The 18709-nt window shown below is 71.3% G+C and carries 19 protein-coding genes and 1 tRNA gene; 15 read left to right on the forward strand and 5 right to left on the reverse strand.

The genetic code is table 11. The features are described 5' to 3' along the window. Window positions 1-90: 90 nt before the first annotated feature. On the reverse strand, window positions 91-1287 hold the full coding sequence (locus ABZ671_RS09290; protein WP_357853856.1) for a hypothetical protein: 1197 nt from the start codon (window positions 1285-1287) through the stop codon (window positions 91-93). Further along, on the reverse strand, window positions 1284-1790 hold the full coding sequence (locus ABZ671_RS09295) for a SigE family RNA polymerase sigma factor (protein WP_357853859.1): 507 nt from the start codon (window positions 1788-1790) through the stop codon (window positions 1284-1286). The genes ABZ671_RS09290 and ABZ671_RS09295 overlap by 4 nt, the downstream gene beginning before the upstream one ends. 118 nt (window positions 1791-1908) lie before the next feature. Here ABZ671_RS09295 and rsmA point away from each other — a divergent pair, with 118 nt between their 5' ends. The 6 genes from rsmA (at window position 1909) to ABZ671_RS09325 (ending at window position 7452) form a co-directional block, all read left to right on the forward strand. Next, complete coding sequence (gene rsmA, locus ABZ671_RS09300) at window positions 1909-2778, forward strand: 16S rRNA (adenine(1518)-N(6)/adenine(1519)-N(6))-dimethyltransferase RsmA (RefSeq protein WP_357853862.1); 870 nt, start codon at window positions 1909-1911, stop codon at window positions 2776-2778. Between the two features lie 33 nt (window positions 2779-2811). Continuing rightward, window positions 2812-3396: a Uma2 family endonuclease gene (locus tag ABZ671_RS09305; protein ID WP_357853865.1), complete on the forward strand. Its 585-nt coding sequence runs from the start codon at window positions 2812-2814 to the stop codon at window positions 3394-3396. After that, window positions 3393-4346, forward strand: coding sequence for a 4-(cytidine 5'-diphospho)-2-C-methyl-D-erythritol kinase (locus ABZ671_RS09310; RefSeq protein WP_357853868.1), 954 nt, complete (start codon window positions 3393-3395; stop codon window positions 4344-4346). Before ABZ671_RS09305 ends, ABZ671_RS09310 begins: the two co-directional genes overlap by 4 nt. 165 nt (window positions 4347-4511) lie before the next feature. Beyond that, window positions 4512-6311, forward strand: coding sequence for an ABC-F family ATP-binding cassette domain-containing protein (locus ABZ671_RS09315; protein WP_357853871.1), 1800 nt, complete (start codon window positions 4512-4514; stop codon window positions 6309-6311). A 96-nt stretch (window positions 6312-6407) separates the two neighbouring features. After that, a complete protein-coding gene (locus ABZ671_RS09320) occupies window positions 6408-6866 on the forward strand; it encodes a DUF4383 domain-containing protein (RefSeq protein WP_357853874.1) in 459 nt (152 codons plus the stop codon). Window positions 6867-6981: 115 nt separating this feature from the next. Beyond that, window positions 6982-7452, forward strand: a complete 471-nt coding sequence (locus ABZ671_RS09325; protein WP_357853875.1) for a DUF4383 domain-containing protein — start codon at window positions 6982-6984, stop codon at window positions 7450-7452. A 31-nt stretch (window positions 7453-7483) separates the two neighbouring features. Here ABZ671_RS09325 and ABZ671_RS09330 read toward each other — a convergent pair whose 3' ends face one another. From ABZ671_RS09330 to ABZ671_RS09340, 3 genes are all read right to left on the reverse strand, one after another. Further along, window positions 7484-8161 carry a TetR/AcrR family transcriptional regulator gene (locus tag ABZ671_RS09330; protein ID WP_357853878.1) on the reverse strand — a complete coding sequence of 226 codons (678 nt, stop codon included), beginning with the start codon at window positions 8159-8161 and terminating at the stop codon, window positions 7484-7486. Between the two features lie 54 nt (window positions 8162-8215). Beyond that, window positions 8216-9190: an acyl-CoA desaturase gene (locus ABZ671_RS09335; protein ID WP_357853881.1), complete on the reverse strand. Its 975-nt coding sequence runs from the start codon at window positions 9188-9190 to the stop codon at window positions 8216-8218. 155 nt (window positions 9191-9345) lie between these two features. Beyond that, window positions 9346-10065, reverse strand: coding sequence for a hypothetical protein (locus ABZ671_RS09340; RefSeq protein ID WP_357854365.1), 720 nt, complete (start codon window positions 10063-10065; stop codon window positions 9346-9348). 46 nt (window positions 10066-10111) lie between these two features. Between ABZ671_RS09340 and ABZ671_RS09345 the strand changes: the two genes are divergently transcribed. The 9 genes from ABZ671_RS09345 to ABZ671_RS09385 all read left to right on the forward strand — a co-directional run bounded on the left by ABZ671_RS09345 (window position 10112) and on the right by ABZ671_RS09385 (window position 18544). Then, complete coding sequence (locus tag ABZ671_RS09345; RefSeq protein WP_357854316.1) at window positions 10112-10846, forward strand: helix-turn-helix domain-containing protein; 735 nt, start codon at window positions 10112-10114, stop codon at window positions 10844-10846. 30 nt (window positions 10847-10876) lie between these two features. Continuing rightward, window positions 10877-10948, forward strand: a tRNA-Gln gene (locus tag ABZ671_RS09350). 115 nt (window positions 10949-11063) lie between these two features. Next, window positions 11064-12536, forward strand: a complete 1473-nt coding sequence (gene glmU, locus ABZ671_RS09355; RefSeq protein WP_357853884.1) for a bifunctional UDP-N-acetylglucosamine diphosphorylase/glucosamine-1-phosphate N-acetyltransferase GlmU — start codon at window positions 11064-11066, stop codon at window positions 12534-12536. Between the two features lie 114 nt (window positions 12537-12650). Continuing rightward, on the forward strand, window positions 12651-13631 hold the full coding sequence (locus ABZ671_RS09360) for a ribose-phosphate diphosphokinase (RefSeq protein ID WP_357853887.1): 981 nt from the start codon (window positions 12651-12653) through the stop codon (window positions 13629-13631). A gap of 285 nt (window positions 13632-13916) precedes the next feature. Further along, window positions 13917-14612 carry a 50S ribosomal protein L25/general stress protein Ctc gene (locus ABZ671_RS09365; RefSeq protein ID WP_357853890.1) on the forward strand — a complete coding sequence of 232 codons (696 nt, stop codon included), beginning with the start codon at window positions 13917-13919 and terminating at the stop codon, window positions 14610-14612. 104 nt (window positions 14613-14716) lie between these two features. Beyond that, on the forward strand, window positions 14717-15307 hold the full coding sequence (gene pth, locus ABZ671_RS09370) for an aminoacyl-tRNA hydrolase (RefSeq protein ID WP_357853893.1): 591 nt from the start codon (window positions 14717-14719) through the stop codon (window positions 15305-15307). A gap of 101 nt (window positions 15308-15408) precedes the next feature. After that, window positions 15409-16242, forward strand: coding sequence for an inositol monophosphatase family protein (locus tag ABZ671_RS09375; RefSeq protein ID WP_357853896.1), 834 nt, complete (start codon window positions 15409-15411; stop codon window positions 16240-16242). An 80-nt stretch (window positions 16243-16322) separates the two neighbouring features. After that, window positions 16323-17234 (forward strand): sulfate adenylyltransferase subunit CysD, encoded by a 912-nt coding sequence (cysD, locus tag ABZ671_RS09380; RefSeq protein WP_357853900.1) that lies wholly within the window; start codon window positions 16323-16325, stop codon window positions 17232-17234. Continuing rightward, the gene (locus ABZ671_RS09385) at window positions 17234-18544 is read left to right on the forward strand and encodes a GTP-binding protein (RefSeq protein ID WP_357853903.1); all 1311 of its coding nucleotides are present in this window, start codon (window positions 17234-17236) and stop codon (window positions 18542-18544) included. The genes cysD and ABZ671_RS09385 overlap by 1 nt, the downstream gene beginning before the upstream one ends. Window positions 18545-18709: the final 165 nt, after the last annotated feature.

Below are 18709 nucleotides of genomic sequence, written 5' to 3' on the forward strand. Positions count from 1 at the left end.
CCACGCTGCGCCCTGGCCCCCCGCCCCCCCCGCGCGCCCCGCCCCCCCCCCCGGGCCCGCCCCTCCTTCCCTCCGGCCCAGGCGGGCTGGTCAGCCGGTCTGGCCGCGCACCCGCAACCAGACCACGCCGTCGGCGACGTTGGTGATCACCGCACGATCGCCGGTGTGGAGGTCGAGCATCTCCACCGCGTGCGGCGGGGGACCCTGGTAGTGCACCAGCACCGCCCCCTCGGTGAACGCCGCGACGAGCACCCGGAACCTGCCTCCGGTCGGGCCGGTCTCGTGGCCGTCGACCGCCCGGGTGGGCCGGACGTCTGTGCGATCCACGGGCAGCCGGAGCCGGGCCCGGACCGAGCCGTCGGTCAGATCGACGCGGACCAGGTCTCCCGGTAGTGCGAGCCTGTCCCGCCACCGCATCACCTGGAACAACACGGTGGTGCCGTCGGCGGTGAGCGCCGAGACATCCGACAGCTCCATGTCCGGCCCGAGCAGGTCGGATGTGTCGATCCGGACGGTATGGGTGGCGCCAGTGGCATCGATGATCCGCAAGTCGTACGGGTCGTCGTCCGCCCGCGCACTGGTGGGCCCGAACACCGCTGCGCCGTCCCTGGTGACTCCCGCCAGCCGTCGCTGCTCATCGGCTGGCAGCGTCACCGGCACCTCCCTCGCGTCCGCCGGCGACAGGAGCGCGGTGACGTCCTCGCCGCTGGCGTCGGCGAGGGCCGCCCAGCGGCTGTCCGCCGACCAGCCGACCACCCGCCGGGCTCCCGTCGGCACCGTCCGGACGTCCGTGAGGTCACGCAGGACGTACCGGCCCTCGGCGTCGGGGTAGGACAGCCAGCGCCCGTCCGGCGACAGAGTCGGCACCCGGGGTGCCGCCGGCGGCATCGTCTCCGGCCCGGGAAGCTCGTACTCCCGGCTGTCCTCGGTGACGAGCCGGGGGGCGCAGGGCAGGTTGCACCGCGCGTACAGGACCGAGCCGGCGCCAACGGCCCGGTCGGCGGGCAGCGGCGTGGCCTTCCCGTCGGCCTTGCCCACGGTGGCCGGCAGCCACGGCAGGGAAGCGGCCAGCGCGGGGCGATCGGCGGCGACGATCGGCACGTCGCCACCGGACGGCGCTGTCGTCGCGACGACCCCGACCACGGCCAGCACCCCCGCCAGGGCCGCCACCGGCGCAACCCGCACCATCCGCCGCCGTCGGCGGGCCGCGCGCAACACCTGCCCGCCGACGTCGTAGCACGGCACCTCGGCGGCCGTCGTGTGGAGCAGCTCCTGCAGATCGTTCACGCCACAGCCTCCAGTTCGGCGAGTTCGGGCGCGATGGCCCGCAGGCGGGCCAACGCGTGGTGGGTCTGACTCTTGACGGTGCCGACCGAGCAGCCGAGCAGGTCAGCGGTCTCCTGCACCGAACGGTCCTCGTAGAAGCGCAGCACCAGCAGCGCCCGCTGGCGGTCGGTCAGCCGGCCCAACGCCTCCCACAGCACCACTCGGCCGACGGCGTGGGCGGCGTCATCCGGCCGGGTCCGCTCCGGCACACCCCCGACCGGGTCGATCCTCAGCCGGCGCCACCGACGCCACCGACTGGTGGCCTCGTTGACCATCACCCGACGGACGTAGGCCACCGGATCGTCGTAGCCGGAGACCCGGCGCCAGCGCACCGCGGTCTTTGTCAACGCGGACTGCACCAAGTCCTGGGCGTCAGCGTGGTTGCCGGCCAGCAGATAGGCCAGCCGCGACAGCGTCGCCGTGTTGCTCGCGACGAACTCCGACAAGCCTTCGAAGGCATCCATCAGCGCCTCCTTTCGGACCTACACACGATCCACGACCCCATCCGGTTGGTGGGGCGCGCCCGCTTTCTGCCGGACCTGGCCCGCCGGACCGGGGCCGCTGGCCGTAGGCTCTGGTTCCGTGACCGGTCTCCTCGGCCCGGCGGAGATCCGGGAACTCGCCGCGCGTCTCGGCGTGACGCCGACCAAGAAGCTCGGCCAGAACTTCGTGCACGACCCGAACACGGTCCGCCGGATCGTCACCGCCGCCGGCCTCACCCCGGACGACGTGGCGCTGGAGGTCGGCCCCGGGCTCGGCTCGCTCACCCTGGCCCTGCTGCCGGTCGCCGCGCACGTGCACGCCGTGGAACTCGACCCGAAGCTGGCCGCCGCGCTGCCGGAGACCGCCGCCCGGTTCGCCGGCCCGAACGCCGACCGGCTCACCGTGCACCCGGCCGACGCGCTGCGGGTCACCGCCGCCGACCTGGCCAACCCCGCCCCCACCGCGCTGGTGGCGAACCTTCCCTACAACGTGGCCGTGCCGGTGGTGCTGCACCTCCTCGCCGAGCTACCCACCCTGCGCCACGGCCTGGTGATGGTGCAGAAGGAGGTCGCCGACCGGCTCGTCGCCGGTCCCGGCTCGAAGGTGTACGGCATCCCCTCGGTCAAGCTCGCCTGGTACGCCCGGGCCCGGGCCGCCGGTAAGGTGCCGCCGAACGTGTTCTGGCCGGTGCCGAACGTCGACTCGGGGCTGGTCGCGTTCACCCGCTGCGAGCCGCCCCGCGCCGACGTGCCGCGGCAGGCCGTCTTCGCGGTGATCGACGCGGCGTTCGCGCAGCGCCGCAAGACCCTCCGTGCGGCCCTGGCCGGCTGGGCCGGCGGTGCCGATCGGGCTGCGGCGGCGCTCACCGCCGCCGGCGTCGATCCGGGCGCTCGCGGTGAGTCGCTGACCGTTGAGCAGTTCGCCGCCGTCGCCGCGTCGGCCCCGACCGCGCCCGCCGCCGCCCGATAGGCTGGGCGCCGTGCCCGCCGAGGAGGTGTACGAGTGACCGCGCAGCCGATCGACCCCGCCGCGTACGGCATGTGGACTCCCGACCCGGTCCGCCAGCGCCTGGCCAACTACACCATCGAGGACGTGCTGGCCCTGCCCGACGACGCGCCCCGCGTCGAGCTGCGCGACGGAGTCCTGGTTGTGATTCCTTCCCCCACCTACGGTCACCAGACGATCAGCAACCTGCTGTGGATGTGGTTCCGGCGCAACGCGCCGCTCGACCTGTCGACGGTGACCGCGGTCGGCGTGGTGATCAGTCACCGCAACACGCTCGAACCCGACGTTCTGTTGCTCAGGCGCCCCGTGGTGGCCGAGAGCCACTACTTCGACGCGGCGCAGGTGGTGCTTGCCGTGGAGGTGGTGTCCCCCGGTACTCGGCGGCGGGACCGGCTGGAGAAGCCGGCGGACTACGCCGACGCCGGCATCCCGCACTACTGGCGCATCGAGCAGAATCCGCTGCACGTGTACGCGTACGACCTGGTCGACGGCCGCTACGAGCTGGCCGCCGACGCCGCCGAGGAGCTGATCGTGGAAAAGCCGTTCGACATCCGGCTGCGGGTCCGGGACATCGCCCCGTGACCGAGGCCTGGCGACCGGAGGACGAGGACGAGCAGCGGCGCGGGGCCAGCGGACCGGTCAAGGTCCGGGTGCCCGCCAAGGTCAACCTGCACCTCGGGGTGGGGCCGCTGCGCCGCGACGGCTACCACGAGCTCAACACCATCTACCACGCGATCTCCATCTACGACGAGCTGACCGCCCGCCGCGGCGACACCCTCACCCTCACCATGGAGGGTGAGGGCACCGGCGCGCTGGCCCTCGACGACACCAACCTGGTGATCCGGGCCGCCCGCGCCCTCGCCGGGTACGCCGGAGTCCTGCCCCACGCCCGCCTGCACCTGCGCAAGCAGATCCCCCTGGCGGGCGGGCTGGCCGGCGGCAGCGCCGACGCCGCCGCCGCGCTGGTCGCCTGCGACGCGCTCTGGGGCGCCGGCCTGTCCCGCGACGAACTGGCCGGCATCGCCGCCGGCCTCGGCTCCGACGTGCCGTTCCTGATCCACGGCGGCACCGCACTGGGCACCGGCCGAGGCGAGGCGGTCAGCCCGGTGCTGGCCCGCCCCAACTCCTGGCACTGGGTGGTGGCGATGGCCGACGGTGGCCTCTCCACCCCAGCCGCCTACCGGGAGCTGGACCGGCTGCGCGATGCCGGCACGGCCGGCGTGCCGCTCGGCAGCACCGACGGGCTACTCGCCGCGCTGCGCCAGCGCGACCCGAGGGTGCTCGCCGCCGCCCTCGGCAACGACCTGCAGGACGCCGCGCTGGCCATGCGCCCGTCACTGGCCGACACCCTCAAGGCGGGAGAGGCGGCCGGCGCGCTTGCCGGCCTCGTCTCCGGCTCCGGCCCGACCTGCGTCTTCCTCGCCACCGACGAGGCGGACGCCGGGCGGATCGCCGCCGAGCTGGCGGCCGCCGGGGTGTGCCGGGAGGCCCGCGTCGCCCACGGCCCGGTCCCCGGAGCCCGCATCGTCTGAGCGGGTCGTGCCGCCGCCGGCACCCCCGTGGAACAACCGGACAACGCGTGCCGTTGAGCCTCACCGGGGCCGACGTCCGTCGGGCGGACCCGCGTACCCTGAGCGCCAGGCGTCCCCAGGTGCCCACCGGCACCCCGGGACGCCCTAATCATGAGAGGTGGGGGAGTGGCCAACATCGTCAACCTGGACCGGGTGTCCAAGGGGTACGGCGCCGCCGGGCCGCTGCTCACCGACGTCTCGCTCGGCCTCGACGACGCCGACCGGGTCGGCGTCGTCGGCCTCAACGGCGCCGGCAAGTCCACCCTGCTGCGGCTGCTCACCCGCATCGAGGAACCCGACGACGGCCGCGTCACCCACCGCCGCGACCTGCGCGTGTCCTGGCTGCCGCAGACCCTGAGTCTCGCCCCCGACGCCACCGTCCGCGACGTCGTCCTCGGCACCGCCTGGCTCGGCGAGAGCATGGGCGCCGAGCACGAGTGGGCCGGCGACGCCGGCGTCCGCGCCATCCTCGACGGCCTCGGCATGCCCCACCTCGGCCTCGACGCGCCCGTCGGCCCGATGTCCGGCGGCGAGCGCCGCCGCGTCGCCCTCGCCGCGCTGCTGGTCCGCGACGCCGACCTGCTCATCCTCGACGAGCCCACCAACCACCTCGATGTCGGCGGCGTCGACTGGCTGGCCCGGCACCTGGTCACCCGCAAGGGCGCGCTCGTCGTGGTCACCCACGACCGGTGGTTCCTCGACGCGGTCTGCACCACCACCTGGGAGGTCGCCGACCAGACCGTCCGGGCGTACGAGGGCGGCTACGCCGCCTGGACCCTCGCCCGCGTCGAGCGGGAGCGGATCGCCGCCGCCACCGAGGCCCGCCGGCAGAACCTGCTCCGCAAGGAGATCGCCTGGCTGCGCCGGGGCCCGCCCGCGCGTACCTCCAAGCCGAAGTTCCGCATCGACGCGGCCAACGCGCTCATCGCCGACGTTCCGCCGCCGCGCGACACCATGTCGCTGCAACGGCTCGCCACCGCCCGGCTCGGCAAGCAGGTGTACGACCTGGACCAGGTCACCCTGCACGCCGGCCCGAAGGAGATCCTGCACGACGTCACCTGGCAGGTCGGGCCCGGCGACCGGGTCGCCATCCTCGGCCGCAACGGCGCCGGCAAGACCACCCTGCTGCGGATGCTCGCCGGGATCACCCGCCCCGACGGCGGGCAGCTGGCCACCGGGCAGACCGTGCGACCGGCATTCCTCTCCCAGGAACTCGCCGAACTTCCCGGTCACCTGCGCGTCCTGGAGGCCGTCGAGGAGGTGGCCCGGCGGGTCCAGTTCGGCGACCGGGAGATCAGCGCCGCTCAGCTCGCCGAGATCTTCGGCTTCGACGACCGGCGGCTCTGGACCCCGGTCAGCGACCTCTCCGGCGGCGAACGCCGCCGGCTGCAGCTGCTCCGGCTGCTCGCCGGCGAGCCCAACGTGCTCCTCTTCGACGAGCCCACCAACGACCTGGACACCGACACCCTCGCCGCGCTCGAGGACCTGCTCGACTCGTGGCCCGGCACCATCGTCGTGGCCAGCCACGACCGGTACCTGATCGAACGGGTCACCGACGTGGCGTACGGGATGTTCGGCGACGGGCGGCTGGTGCACCTGCCCGGCGGGGTCGACGAGTACCTGGCCCGCGCCGCCGCCGGCCACGGCCCGGCGCCCGCCGACCTCACCCCGGCCGCGACCGGGCCGGCCCGCGAGGGAATGTCCGCCGCCGAGGTACGCACCGCGAAGAAGGAACTCGGCAAGTTGGAACGGCAGGTCGCCAAGCTAGAACAGAAGGAGGCGGACCTGCTCGACCGGCTCGCCGCGCACGCCACCGACTACGCCAGAGTTGCCGAGTTGGACGCTCAGCTGAAGGAGGTGCGGGCCGAGCGGGAACGCACCGAAGAGGCCTGGCTGGCCCTCGCCGAGGAACTGCCGGCCGGCTGACGCCGACCCCCCGGGTGGGGGGTGTGCGGCGTCACAACCCGTCGTACGGGACAATCGCTGGCGACCCCTTTTCCGTTCGGTCTTGGAGACGCAGAGATGGCCCACACCCCCGTCAACCACCCCGCGCGGCCGGTCTACCGGGCGATCGGCGGGCTCGTTGGTCTGTACTTCGTCGTCTTCGGCGTGATCGGCATGATCACGACCGCCGGCAACGGGGCATTCGCCCAGGACCAGGCCCTCAAGGTCCTCGGCCAGGGCGCCAACCTCGGATTCTCGTTGCTCGCGATCGTGCTCGGGGCCGCGATCCTCGCCGGCGTCGCGATCGGCCGCAACCTCGACGTCGCCATCAACCAGTGGCTCTCGTACGCGCTGATGCTCCTCGGCCTGGCCCAGCTGGCCTTCCTGCACACCGACGCCAACATCTTCAACTTCTCGATCATGACCGTGATCGTGGTGCTGACCCTCGCCATGGTGCTCCTGATGGCCGGGATGTACAGCAAGGTCGGCACCGAGGAGGAGAAGGAAGCCTGGCAGAAGGCCCGGCTCGTGCTCTGACCTCCGTTCCACCCCGAAGGCCCGGCTCCTGCCGGGCCTTCGGCGTTTCCGAAGACGGACACCGCCGCCGCGGGTGACAATCTCCACCAAATGCTCACATCGGCTGGAGGGTCCCATGGCGCATATCCCGGTGAACCACCCCGCACGGCCGTTCTACCGGGTCCTCGCCGGCCTCATCGGGGTCTACATCCTGGCGTTCGGTGTCTACGGGGTCGTCCTCACCTGGAACAAGGGCCTCTTCGGCCGGGGCAGTGACTGGTCACTCGGCCTCCGGACCAACCTGGCCTTCAGCATCGTCTCCGTCATCTTCGGCGCGTTCCTGCTGATCGGAGCGTCCCGCCGCAGCAACCTCGGCCACTACATGAACCTGACCGCCGGGGCAGTCTTCCTGTTCACCGGCCTGCTCATGATGGCCCTGCTCCAGACGGCGAACTTCCTCAACTTCTCGATGTCCACCGTCATCGTGTCGCTGCTGTTCGGGCTGGTCCTGCTCGGCACCGGCCTGTACGACAAGGTCGGCCCTCCCGAGCACGCCGCAGCGGAACGCGAACGCAGCCGCCATCCGGTCGCCGAGCGCCATCGGTGACTGCCGGCCGCTCAGCCCGACCCCGCTGGCCTCAGCCCGGCTTACGCGACGTGATCAGGCCCGGCCTCGCCTCCAGGTGCGACAGGCCGTTCCAGGCCAGGTTCACCAGGTGCGCCGCCACCGTCTCCTTTCGCGGCCGGCGCACCTCCAGCCACCAGCGCCCGGTCAACGCCACCATGCCCACCAGCGCCTGCGAGTACAACTCGGCCAGCTTCGGGTCGTAACCGCGGCTGGAGAACTCCGCGCCCAGGATGTGCTCCACCTGGTGCGCCACGTCGTTCATCACGCTGCTGAAGTTGCCCGCCGCCGACATCAGCGGCGACTCCCGAACCAGCACCCGGAACCCGCTGGTCTCCTCCTCGATGTACGTCAGCAGCGTCAACGCGGCCTGCTCCAGCAGCTCCCGTGGGTGGCCTGCGGTCAGGGCGGTGGTGATCCGGTCCAGCAGCGACCGGACCTCCCGGTCCACCACCACCGCGTACAGCCCCTCCTTGCCGCCGAAGTGCTCGTACACCACCGGCTTGGAAACCTTGGCCCGGGCGGCCACCTCCTCGATCGAGGTGGCGTCGAACCCGCGCTCGGCGAAGGTCTGCCGGGCGACCGAGATCAGCTGCTCGCGGCGCTGCGCTGCGGACATCCGTACCCGGGAAGAGGGCTTCGCCGCCGGGCCGACCCGCTCGACGGCCCGGCGGCGCTGATGCTCGGTCACCCGGCCATCCTGCCAGCCCGCGCCGTTCTCGGCCGACAGGTCACCGCCGGCCGGTCACCGCTTTGGCTCGGTCGCGCCGGTCCGCTCCGATGCCGTCAGCTTCGCGGTGAGGCGCTCCGGTTTCGGCCACCGGACCGCCCACGCCGCGCCGGTCTTCTCCAGCAGCCAGATCACCCGCGCCGACGGGTCGAGCTGGCCGCGCAGCACCCCGTGCCGTGCGCTGGTCGGCTCGGCGTGGTGCAGGTTGTGCCAGCTCTCCCCGAACGACAGCAGCGCCAGCGGCCAGAAGTTCGCGGCCCGATCCCCCTGGCGCATCGCGAACGGGCGCTCCCCGTAGACGTGGCAGACCGAGTTGATCGCCCAGGTGACGTGGTGCAGCAGCGCCACCCGGACCAGGCCGCCCCAGAAGAACGCGGTCAGCGCGCCCTGCCACGACCAGGTGAACAGGCCGCCCATCACCGCCGGCCCGGCCATCGAGATCGCCACCAGCGGCGGGAAGAGCCGGTCAACCCGGCGGGTGGCCGGATCGGCGAGCAGGTCCGGGGCGAACCGCTCGCGGTTGGACAGTTCCCGGTTGAACAGCCAGCCGATGTGCGCGTGGAACAGCCCACGGGTGAGCCCGCGAACGCTCTCCCCGAACCGCCACGGCGAGTGCGGGTCACCCTCCAGGTCGGAGAAGGCGTGGTGCCGGCGGTGGTCGGCCACCCACTGGATGACCTCTCCCTGCACCGCGAACGAACCCGCCACGGCGAGCGCGGTCCGCAGCCACGGCTTCGCCTTGAACGAGCCGTGGGTGAAGTACCGGTGGTAGCCGACCGTGACGCCGAAGCCGGAGAGCAGGTACCAGAAGGTGGCCACGATGAGGTCGCGCCAGCCCAGCCAGCCGCCCCAGGCCACCGGGACGGCGGCGAGCAGGGCGACGAACGGGATGACCACGAAGGCCCACAGGGCGATCAGGATGCCCCGGGACTGGTGGCCCTCGGTCAGCGGCTTGGGCCCGGTGTCCGGGCCGGTCAGGGCGGTCGACATGGCACCTCCCGGAAAAATGGGTTACGCCTACGTCACCGTAACCAGCGACCGGCCGGGCCGTATCGGACAGTTGCCATCGCGAATGGCCGAGAGGGCTTTGTCGTACGCGTGCCATCAGTGGTTCCCTGTGGGTGGTGGGATCCGTGGCTGGACCGTTACCGAGTTCCTGAGCTCGTCGGAATCGTTGTCCGGATCAAGAGTTCAAGGGAGCCACTAACGGTGGCAGGCGTGGTGAGCATGGCGAGATGATGATCCAACTGTTCGATCACCGGCATGCCAGCCTGCCGTGCCGCCTGCGCATCCTGCTGGTAGCCCTCGCTCAGCAGCAGGTACCCAGCCCGGCCTTGCCAGTCGTCAAGCGACGTCGGCTCGGTGAAGTAGGTGAAAGGCAGCCGTGGGAGTTCCTGGATGAACTCAGCCCGTAGCTGCGGGTCGGGCAGGACCTCAGCGAGGCCCTCGGGCGGGAACCACTCGTGCCAGGGCGGGAGTTCACCGTTGCTGACGAGGCTGCGAAGGTGGTCGACCAGCGGTTGCGGCGCGTTCGCTATCCAGCTTTCCCCTGGATAGGGCAGGAGGGAGTCCACGTAGAGCAACGCGGACACCTGGTGGGAGACGGTCCGGGCTATGCGAGGCAGCAGGGGACCGGCGCCGCTGTGCCCGACGAGGACGACGGAAGCGTCAGCGTCGAGGCAGGTCAAGCTGGCGGCAACCGTTTCCGCGACAGCTTGGTGGTGGGAACGTGCGCCGGTGACCGCAATGGTCAGGTCTGGTGCCACGACGTCGAACCCGGCCCCTGCCAGATGCGCCGCGACGCTACGCCAGGTAACTGGTCCGACGAGCGGACTGTGCAGGAAGACGAGAGCGACCTGGGTCACCGGTCGATCGTGCCACCTCATTACCCGCGATCGGGCGTACGCGCTGCTGCGTGGCGTTCCGCCGCCCGAGTGGAGCCGCCGCCCGAACGCCAAGGATGCGCTGCGGGCCGAGGCGGTGCGGCTGCGCGCCGACGGGCGATCGGTCAACGAGATCGCGGAGCAGCTCGGTGTGGCGAAGTCGACCTCGTACCAGTGGGTGAAGCACCTGCCGCTGAATCCGGACGACGCGGCGGCGGAGCGCCGGCGGGCTCACTCGAAGCTCATGACCGACGCGCGGTGGTCGGCGCATCGGGAGGCGCGGGACACGGCGCAGGCGGCCGAGCAGGCGCGCGGAGCGGCGGTCGTCGGTGCGCTGGATCAGCGCGACCGGCTGCTCCTTGGTGCGGTGCTCTACTGGTGCGAGGGGGCGAAGTCCAAGCCGTGGCGACCGCAGGACCGGCTGGTATTCGTCAACACCGACCCCGGGTTGCTCGCGTTGTATCTGGATTTCCTTGCCGAGTGTGGGATCGGGCGGGACGTGCCGGGCTACCGAGTGCTGATCCACGAGTCGGCCGATGCCGACGCGGCGGTCCGCTGGTGGGCGGAGCGGCTGAGGCTTCCGATTGAGCGGTTCGGGCGCTCGAGCCTCAAGCGGCACAACCCGACGACGGTCCGCCGGAACACCGGCGACGACTATCACGGCTGTCTGGTGATCACCGTGCCGCGTAGCCGCGCGCTCTATTGGCGGATCGAGGGTATGATCGCCGAGCTGTTCCGAACCGCGGACGACAAACGGGCCTGAATCGATAGGTCGCAGGTCGTGCTGCGGCGATGGGGTGTGGGGTAACGGCAACCCGCAGACCTTTGGAGTCTTGAGCTCCTGGTTCGAATCCAGGCACCCCAGCTCAGCCGTGCCTAGTGCACATGACGGCGGCATTTGTGCCGCCAGATGCGAATTGCCGCGAGCCGCGTGGTTAGCATGGCCGCGAGAGTGTCGTCGTCCCGACGGGAGCCACGTCGTGCCCCAGAACCGCCTCCGCACCGTCGTCGTGCTTGCCGCCGGTGAGGGCAAGCGGATGAAATCGTCCCTGCCCAAGGTGCTGCATCCGCTGCTCGGTCGTACCCTCCTCGGGCATGTGCTGGCCGCGGCGGCGCCGCTGGCCGCGGACCGCACGGTGGTCGTGGTCGGCCACGGCGCCGACCAGGTCCGGGCGCACCTGAGCGAGATCGCCTCGGAGGCCGCCCCGGTGCTCCAGGAACGGCAGCTCGGCACCGGGCACGCGGTCCGGATCGCGCTGGACGCGGTGCCGGACGTCCTCGGCACGGTGGTGGTGCTCAACGGAGATGTGCCGCTGCTGCGGCCGGAGACCGTGGCGGCGCTGGTCGAGGCGCACGAGGGCGCGGGCGCCGCGGCGACCGTCCTCGCCGCCCAGGTGCCCGACCCGACCGGCCTGGGCCGAATCGTGCGCGATGCCGAGGGCCGGCTGGAGCAGATCGTCGAGGAGCGCGACGCCACCCCGGAGCAGCGCGCGCTGCGGGAGATCAACGCGGGCATCTACGCGTTCGATGTGGCGCGGTTGCGGGACGCGTTGGGCAAGCTCTCCACCGACAACGACCAGGGCGAGGAGTATCTGACCGACGTCTTCGGCCTGCTGCGGGACGCCGGTGAGCCGGTGGCGGTGCACTGCGCTCCCGACCACGTGGAGACGCTGGGCTGCAACGACCGGGTCGAGCTGGCCGGGCTGCGTCGGCTGCTGCGGGACCGGGTGAACGAGGGCTGGATGCGGACCGGGGTGAGCATTCTCGACCCGCACACGACCTGGATCGACGTGACGGTGACCGTCGAGCGGGACGCGGTGATCGACCAGAACACCCAGCTCCAGGGCGCGACGGTGGTCGGCGAGGGTGCGTTGGTCGGCCCGGACACCACGTTGATCGACACCACGATCGGTGCGGGTGCCCGCGTGCTCCGCAGCCACGCCGTGGGCGCCCAGGTTGGTGCGCAGGCCAGTGTCGGTCCGTTCGCCTACCTGCGGCCGGCCGCTCGGCTTGCCGAGAAGGCCAAGGTGGGCACGTTCGTCGAGGTGAAGAACTCCGAGGTGGGGGCGGGTGCCAAGGTGCCGCACCTGTCGTACGTGGGTGACGCGACGATCGGGGCGAAGGCGAACATCGGCGCGGCGACGATCTTCGTGAACTACGACGGCGTGAACAAGCACCACACCACGGTTGGGGAGGGCGCCTTCATCGGCTGCGATACGAGCCTGATCGCGCCGGTCGAGGTGGGTGCCGGGGCGTACGTGGCGGCGGGCAGCGCGATCAGTCAGGACGTGCCGCCGGGGGCGCTGGGGGTGACCCGGGCGCCGCAGCGCAGCATCGACGGCTGGGTGGCCCGCAAGCGGCCCGGCACGGTCTCGGCCGAGGCTTCGGAGCGCGCCCAGCGGGCCGGTGAGGATGCGTCGGGTGGGGCCGGAGCCGCAAGGGAAGGTGACTGACTCCACGAGGGTGTCGAGTCGGTGAGCCGGCCGGTGAACCCGGGGGATACTGCAACCGAACAGCCCCCGGCCGACGCCGCCGGGAACCGCCGACAAACGGGAGCAGACGGGCCCATGGGCAGCATCGTCGCCGAAAACCGCAAGAGCCTGATGCTTTTTTCCGGACGTGCCTTTCCGGAGTTGGCCGAGGAGATCGGTGAGGTGCTCGGCGTGGCGCCGACGCCGGCCGACGCGTACGAGTTCGCCAACGGCGAGATCTTCGTCCGGTACAAGGACTCGGTGCGCGGTTCGGACGCCTTCGTGGTGCAGTCCGTGACGCACGGGGTCAACACCTGGGTCATGGAGACCCTGATCATGGTGGACGCGCTGAAGCGCGGCTCGGCGAAGCGGATCACCGTGGTCCTCCCGTTCTACCCGTACGCGCGGCAGGACAAGAAGCACCGGGGCCGGGAGCCGATCTCGGCGCGGCTGGTGGCCGATCTGCTGAAGACCGCGGGGGCGAACCGGATCCTGACGGTGGATCTGCACACCGCGCAGATCCAGGGCTTCTTCGACGGCCCGGTGGATCACCTCTTCGCGATGGACGTGCTGGCCGAGTACGTGGAGCACAAGTACGCGGGCCGGCCGATGACGGTGGTGGCGCCGGATTCGGGCCGGGTGCGGGTGGCGGAGCGCTGGACGGACCGGCTGGGCGGCTGCCCGCTCGCCTTCATCCACAAGACGCGGGACCCGTTGAAGCCGAACCAGGTGGTGGCGAACCGGGTGGTCGGTGAGGTCGAGGGTCGGGTCTGCCTGATCGTCGACGACATGATCGACACTGGTGGCACGATCGCCAAGGCCGCCGACATCCTGAAGAGTTCCGGTGCGGCGGAGATCGTGGTGGCGTCCACCCACGCGTTGCTGTCGGACCCGGCGACCGAGCGGCTGAAGAACAGCCCGATCAGCGAGGTCGTGGTGACCAACACGCTGCCGCTGCCGCCGGAGAAGCAGCTTGACAAGCTCACCGTCCTGTCGATCGCGCCGCTGCTGGCCCGGGCGATCCGGGAGGTCTTCGACGACGGTTCGGTGACGACGCTGTTCGGTGGTTTGAGCTGAGGTGCCGCTTTCCCACCGGCTGTCCTGGAAGGGCAGCCGGTGGTCGGCGGGTCGGCCCGGACGGTGATATGGGGACTGCCGGCGGGCCCGGAAATCGTTCGGGTAGACTAGTGCGGTTGCCACGGCGAGGGTGCCCTGCGGGCCGCTGAAGAAGCGCCGCACGGAGGTGCCGTCATCGACGCGGTGCTCCGGGCAGTCGATCATGACGCATGAGCCCCCAGCGAGCCCCTCGCCCAGCACCGCCAGACGACAAGCCGCCAGCAGCGAAGCATCAGGAGTTTCCCCGTGTCCGAGGTAAAGATCAGCGCCGAGCCCCGTACCGAGTTCGGCAAGGGTGGTGCCCGTCGTACCCGCCGGGCCGGCAAGGTGCCCGCCGTGCTGTACGGCCACGGCGAGAAGCCCAAGCACATCGCGCTTCCGGCGCGTGAGTTCGCCGCCGCGATCCGTAAGGGCGGGGCGAACCAGCTCTTCGCGATCGAGGTCAGTGACGGCACCCAGGTGCTGGCGCTGCCGAAGGCGATCCAGCGTGACCCGATCCGGGACACCTTCGAGCACGTCGACCTGCTGCTGGTCCGCCGTGGCGAGAAGGTCACCGTCGAGGTTCCGGTGGAGCTGACCGGTGAGGCCGCGAAGGACACCCTGATCGTGCACGACCACGACACCCTTTCGGTGACCGCCGACGCCACCAAGGTGCCGGACCACCTGGAGGCCTCGATCGAGGGCGCCGAGCCGGGCGTCCAGGTCACCGCCGCTGACGTCGAGCTGCCGGCCGGTGTCGAGCTGGTCGCCGACCCGGAGCTGCCGGTCGCCACGGTGACCGCCGCGCCGACCGCCGAGCAGCTCGAGGCCACCCTCCCCGAGGTCGAGGTGGCCACCGAGGAGGCCGAGGCCGAGGTCGGCGAGGAGACCGCCGAGGCCCCCGAGGGCGCGCCGTCCGCCGAGGGCGAGGAGGCTGCGGCCGAGGAGAAGACCGAGGCCTGATCGGCTTGCTGGCTGTGCGACAGGCGTCCCCGGTTCCCGGGGGCGCCTGTCGGCGTGTCGGGGAGGTCGCCGGGTGGCGGTGCGCGTGACGGAAGGGGCGTGGCGTGACGGACGAGGCGGGGCCGTGGCTGGTGGTCGGCTTGGGCAACCCCGGCCGGGAGTACGCGGGTAATCGGCACAACGTCGGCTTCATGGTGGCCGACCTGCTGGCCGGCCGGTTGGGGGCCAGATTCGGGCGGCACCGGCGCGTGGTGGCGGAGGGCGCCGAGGGGCGGCTCGGGTTCGGCGGTCCGAAGTTGGTGCTGGTGAAGCCGCTGACGTACATGAACCTCTCTGGCGGCCCGGTGGCCGGGCTGGCGCAGTTTCACAAGATCCCGCCGGGGCGGGTGATCGCCGTGCACGACGAGTTGGACATCCCGTACGGGCAGGTGCGGGTGAAGTGCGGCGGTGGCGAGGGCGGCCACAACGGCCTGCGCTCGATGTCGAAGTCGCTGGGCACGAAGGACTACGTGCGGGTGCGGTTTGGCATCGGCCGGCCGCCGGGCCGGCAGGATCCGGCGGATTTCGTGTTGTCGGACTTCTCCTCGGTGGAGCGTAAGGAGTTGGAGTTCCTGGTCGACCGGGCGGCGGACGTGGTGGAGTCGGTGGTCACCCGTGGGGTGGAGCCGACGCAGAACCTTTACCACGGCGGGTGAGTTCCGGGCGGGGTGTGCCTGGTGTGGCTGGCCCGGGCCGGTAGTCTGCGCCTTTCTGGCGTGGCGGTGCCGGCGACGGCGGGCGAGGGGAGCGGAGACCCATGGGCAGTCCTCCGATGATCGACGGCGCGTTCGCGCGGTGGCTGGCGGCCCGGGCCGGGCAGGCGCTGATGAGCCTGCGCACGGAGTTGGGCTTCGGGGATCCCGGCGCGTTGCGGTCGGCCGGGGACAAGGTCTCGCACGACCTGATTCGCACCGAGCTGGCGAGGTGGCGGCCCGCGGACGCGGTGCTGTCGGAGGAGGACGAGGGCTCCCGGCTGGCCTGGACGGCCGAGGTGAGCCCCGAGCCGGTGTCCCGGCTGACCGCCGACCGGGTGTGGATCATCGACCCGCTGGACGGCACCCGGGAGTACGCCGAGGAGGGCCGGTCGGACTGGGCGGTGCACGTGGCGCTCTGGGCGCGGAACGCGCCGACGCCGCACGGCTTGGTCGCGGGCGCGGTGGGGCTGCCGGCGCAGCATCGGGTGCTGGGCACGGACTATCCGCCGGCCTACCCGCCGCTGGTTGTGGAGGCGGCGGGCGCGGGTGGTGGGCGGGCCATCCGGTTGGCGGCCAGTCGTAGCCGTCCGCCGGTCTTCCTGACCGATCTGGCGGAGGACGTGGGCGCTCATCTGGTGCCGATGGGCTCGGCGGGCGCGAAGATTGCCGCTGTGGTCACCGGCGAGGTCGACGCGTACATTCACGCTGGCGGTCAGTACGAGTGGGATTCGGCTGCTCCGGTCGCGGTGGCGACGGCTACCGGGTTGCACGCTTCCCGGATTGATGGTTCTGCGCTGAAATATAACGATGCCGACCCTCGCCTGCCGGACCTGCTGGTCTGCCGGAAGGATCTCGCCGATCGGTTGCTTGCGGCGCTGCAGCGCCATTGCGGGTAACCTGAGGTTCTTCTTGACGAGTCCGACCGGAAAGGTCTGGAATCCCTGATGTGCGGATCCGAGCGAATCGAGTTCGTGTCATGACGTCTCCCGCCGCGTACCAGGTCTCCCACCTCGACGCGCTGGAGGCGGAGAGCATCTTCGTGATGCGCGAGGTGGTCGCCGAGATGGAGCGCCCGGTGCTGCTCTTCTCTGGCGGCAAGGACTCGATCGTGATGCTCCGGTTGGCCCAGAAGGCGTTCGCCCCGGCCAACATCCCGTTCCCGGTGATGCACGTGGACACCGGGCACAACTTCCCCGAGGTCCTGGAATATCGGGATCGGCGCGTCGCCGAGCTGGGCCTGCAGCTCATCGTGGCCAGCGTGCCGGAGGCCCTGACCAAGGGCCTCGTCCGCGAGTCGGCGGACGGGATGCGCAATCGGATCCAGACGCCGGTGCTGCTCGACGCGGTGGAGAAGCACCGCTTCGACGCGCTCTTCGGTGGCGCGCGCCGGGACGAGGAGAAGGCCCGGGCCAAGGAGCGGGTGTTCAGCTTCCGGGACGAGTTCGGGCAGTGGGACCCGAAGAACCAGCGCCCGGAGCTGTGGGCGCTCTACAACGGCCGGCACCACCCCGGCGAGTCGATCCGGGTCTTCCCGCTCTCCAACTGGACCGAGCTGGACGTCTGGCACTACATCGCCCGGGAGCGGATCCCGTTGCCGTCGATCTACTACGCGCACGAGCGCGAGGTGATCGAGCGCGACGGCATGCTGTACGCGGTAAACGAGTTCTTCCGGGCGCGCGCCGGTGAGCAGCCGTTCAAGGCCCAGGTGCGGTACCGGACCGTGGGCGACGCCTCCTGCACCGCGGCGGTCCGCTCCGAGGCCGACACGGTGGAGAAGGTGATCGAGGAGGTGGCCGCCACTCGGATCACCGAGCGGGGCGCGACCCGCGGCGACGACCGGGTCAGCGAGGCCGCCATGGAGGACCGCAAGCGGGAGGGCTACTTCTGATGAGCGTCGACACCACGGCCCCGGCCGCTGATTCCCTGCTGCCCGAGGGGCGGCAGATGGACCTGCTGCGGTTCGCCACCGCCGGCAGCGTCGACGACGGCAAGTCGACCCTGATCGGCCGACTGCTGTATGACACGAAGTCGCTCTTCACCGATCAGCTCGCCGCGGTGGAGGCGGTCAGCGCGGCCCGGGGCGACGAATACACCAACCTGGCGCTGCTCACCGACGGCCTGCGCGCCGAGCGGGAGCAGGGCATCACCATCGACGTGGCGTACCGGTACTTCGCCACGCCGCGGCGGAAGTTCATCATCGCCGACACCCCCGGGCACCTCCAATACACCCGGAACATGGTCACCGGCGCGTCGACCGCCGATCTGGCGCTGATCCTGGTGGACGCGCGCAAGGGGCTGGTGGAGCAATCCCGGCGGCACGCGTTCCTCTGCTCGCTGCTGCGGGTGCCGCACCTGGTTCTCTGTGTCAACAAGATGGACCTGGTCGACTGGTCGCAGGAGGTGTTCGAGCGGATCGCCGACGAGTTCACCGCGTTCGCCGCGAAGCTCGACGTGCCGGACCTGACCGTGGTGCCGATCTCCGCGCTTCAGGGCGACAACATTGTCGCCCGCTCGGAGCGCATGCCCTGGTACGACGGCCCGTCGCTGCTGCACCACTTGGAGCGGGTGCACATTGCCTCCGACCGCAACCTGGTCGACGTGCGCTTCCCGGTGCAGTATGTGATCCGGCCGCAGTCCACCACCGTCACCGACTACCGCGGCTACGCCGGCCAGGTGGCCTCGGGCGTGCTTAAGCCGGGTGACGAGGTGATGGTGCTGCCGTCGGGCTTCACCAGCCGGATCGCGTCGGTGGAAACGGCCGACGGCCCGGTGAGCGAGGCGTTCCCGCCGATGTCGGTGACGGTCCGGCTGACCGACGAGATCGACATCTCGCGCGGTGATCTGATCTGCCGGCCGAACAACGCCCCGGCGGTCGCGCAGGACATCGAGGCGATGGTCTGTTGGCTGGACGAGACCCGCCCGTTGCAGCTCGGCGGCAAGTACGCCATCAAGCACACCACCCGTTCGGCGCGGGCGATCGTGCGCGGCCTGCACTACCGGCTGGACATCAATTCGCTGCACCGCGACGAGACGGCCGGCGAGCTGCGGCTCAACGAGATCGGTCGGGTCCGGCTGCGTACGACGGTCCCGCTGCTCGCCGACGAATATCGGCGCAACCGCACCACCGGCGGCTTCATCATCATCGACGAGGCGACCAACCGCACCGTCGGCGCCGGGATGATCGTCGAGGCCGGCTGACCGCTGCCTCGCTGGCGCCCGCGCCATTCCCATTCCCATGCCCAGATTCCTCGCCGTTTCGAGTAATTCGTCGACCGGCAGCGACATCTGTATAAGAGACGGTCCACGGGGGACCGTCTCAGGAACGGGAAGGCGCATGCAAGCCAGCAGAAGCACGAGTGCGGT

Source organism: Micromonospora sp. NPDC006766 (assembly GCF_040636055.1).
Taxonomy (GTDB): domain Bacteria; phylum Actinomycetota; class Actinomycetes; order Mycobacteriales; family Micromonosporaceae; genus Micromonospora.

Excerpts from the sequence above, each read along its gene's own strand:
- ABZ671_RS09295 (WP_357853859.1), bottom strand. The coding sequence starts at position 1,790 with ATGGATGCCTTCGAAGGCTTGTCGGAGTTCGTCGCGAGCAACACGGCG.
- ABZ671_RS09320 (WP_357853874.1), top strand. The coding sequence starts at position 6,408 with ATGGCCCACACCCCCGTCAACCACCCCGCGCGGCCGGTCTACCGGGCG.
- ABZ671_RS09325 (WP_357853875.1), top strand. The coding sequence starts at position 6,982 with ATGGCGCATATCCCGGTGAACCACCCCGCACGGCCGTTCTACCGGGTC.
- ABZ671_RS09335 (WP_357853881.1), bottom strand. The coding sequence starts at position 9,190 with ATGTCGACCGCCCTGACCGGCCCGGACACCGGGCCCAAGCCGCTGACC.
- ABZ671_RS09360 (WP_357853887.1), top strand. The coding sequence starts at position 12,651 with ATGGGCAGCATCGTCGCCGAAAACCGCAAGAGCCTGATGCTTTTTTCC.
- ABZ671_RS09375 (WP_357853896.1), top strand. The coding sequence starts at position 15,409 with ATGGGCAGTCCTCCGATGATCGACGGCGCGTTCGCGCGGTGGCTGGCG.
- cysD (WP_357853900.1), top strand. The coding sequence starts at position 16,323 with ATGACGTCTCCCGCCGCGTACCAGGTCTCCCACCTCGACGCGCTGGAG.
- ABZ671_RS09385 (WP_357853903.1), top strand. The coding sequence starts at position 17,234 with ATGAGCGTCGACACCACGGCCCCGGCCGCTGATTCCCTGCTGCCCGAG.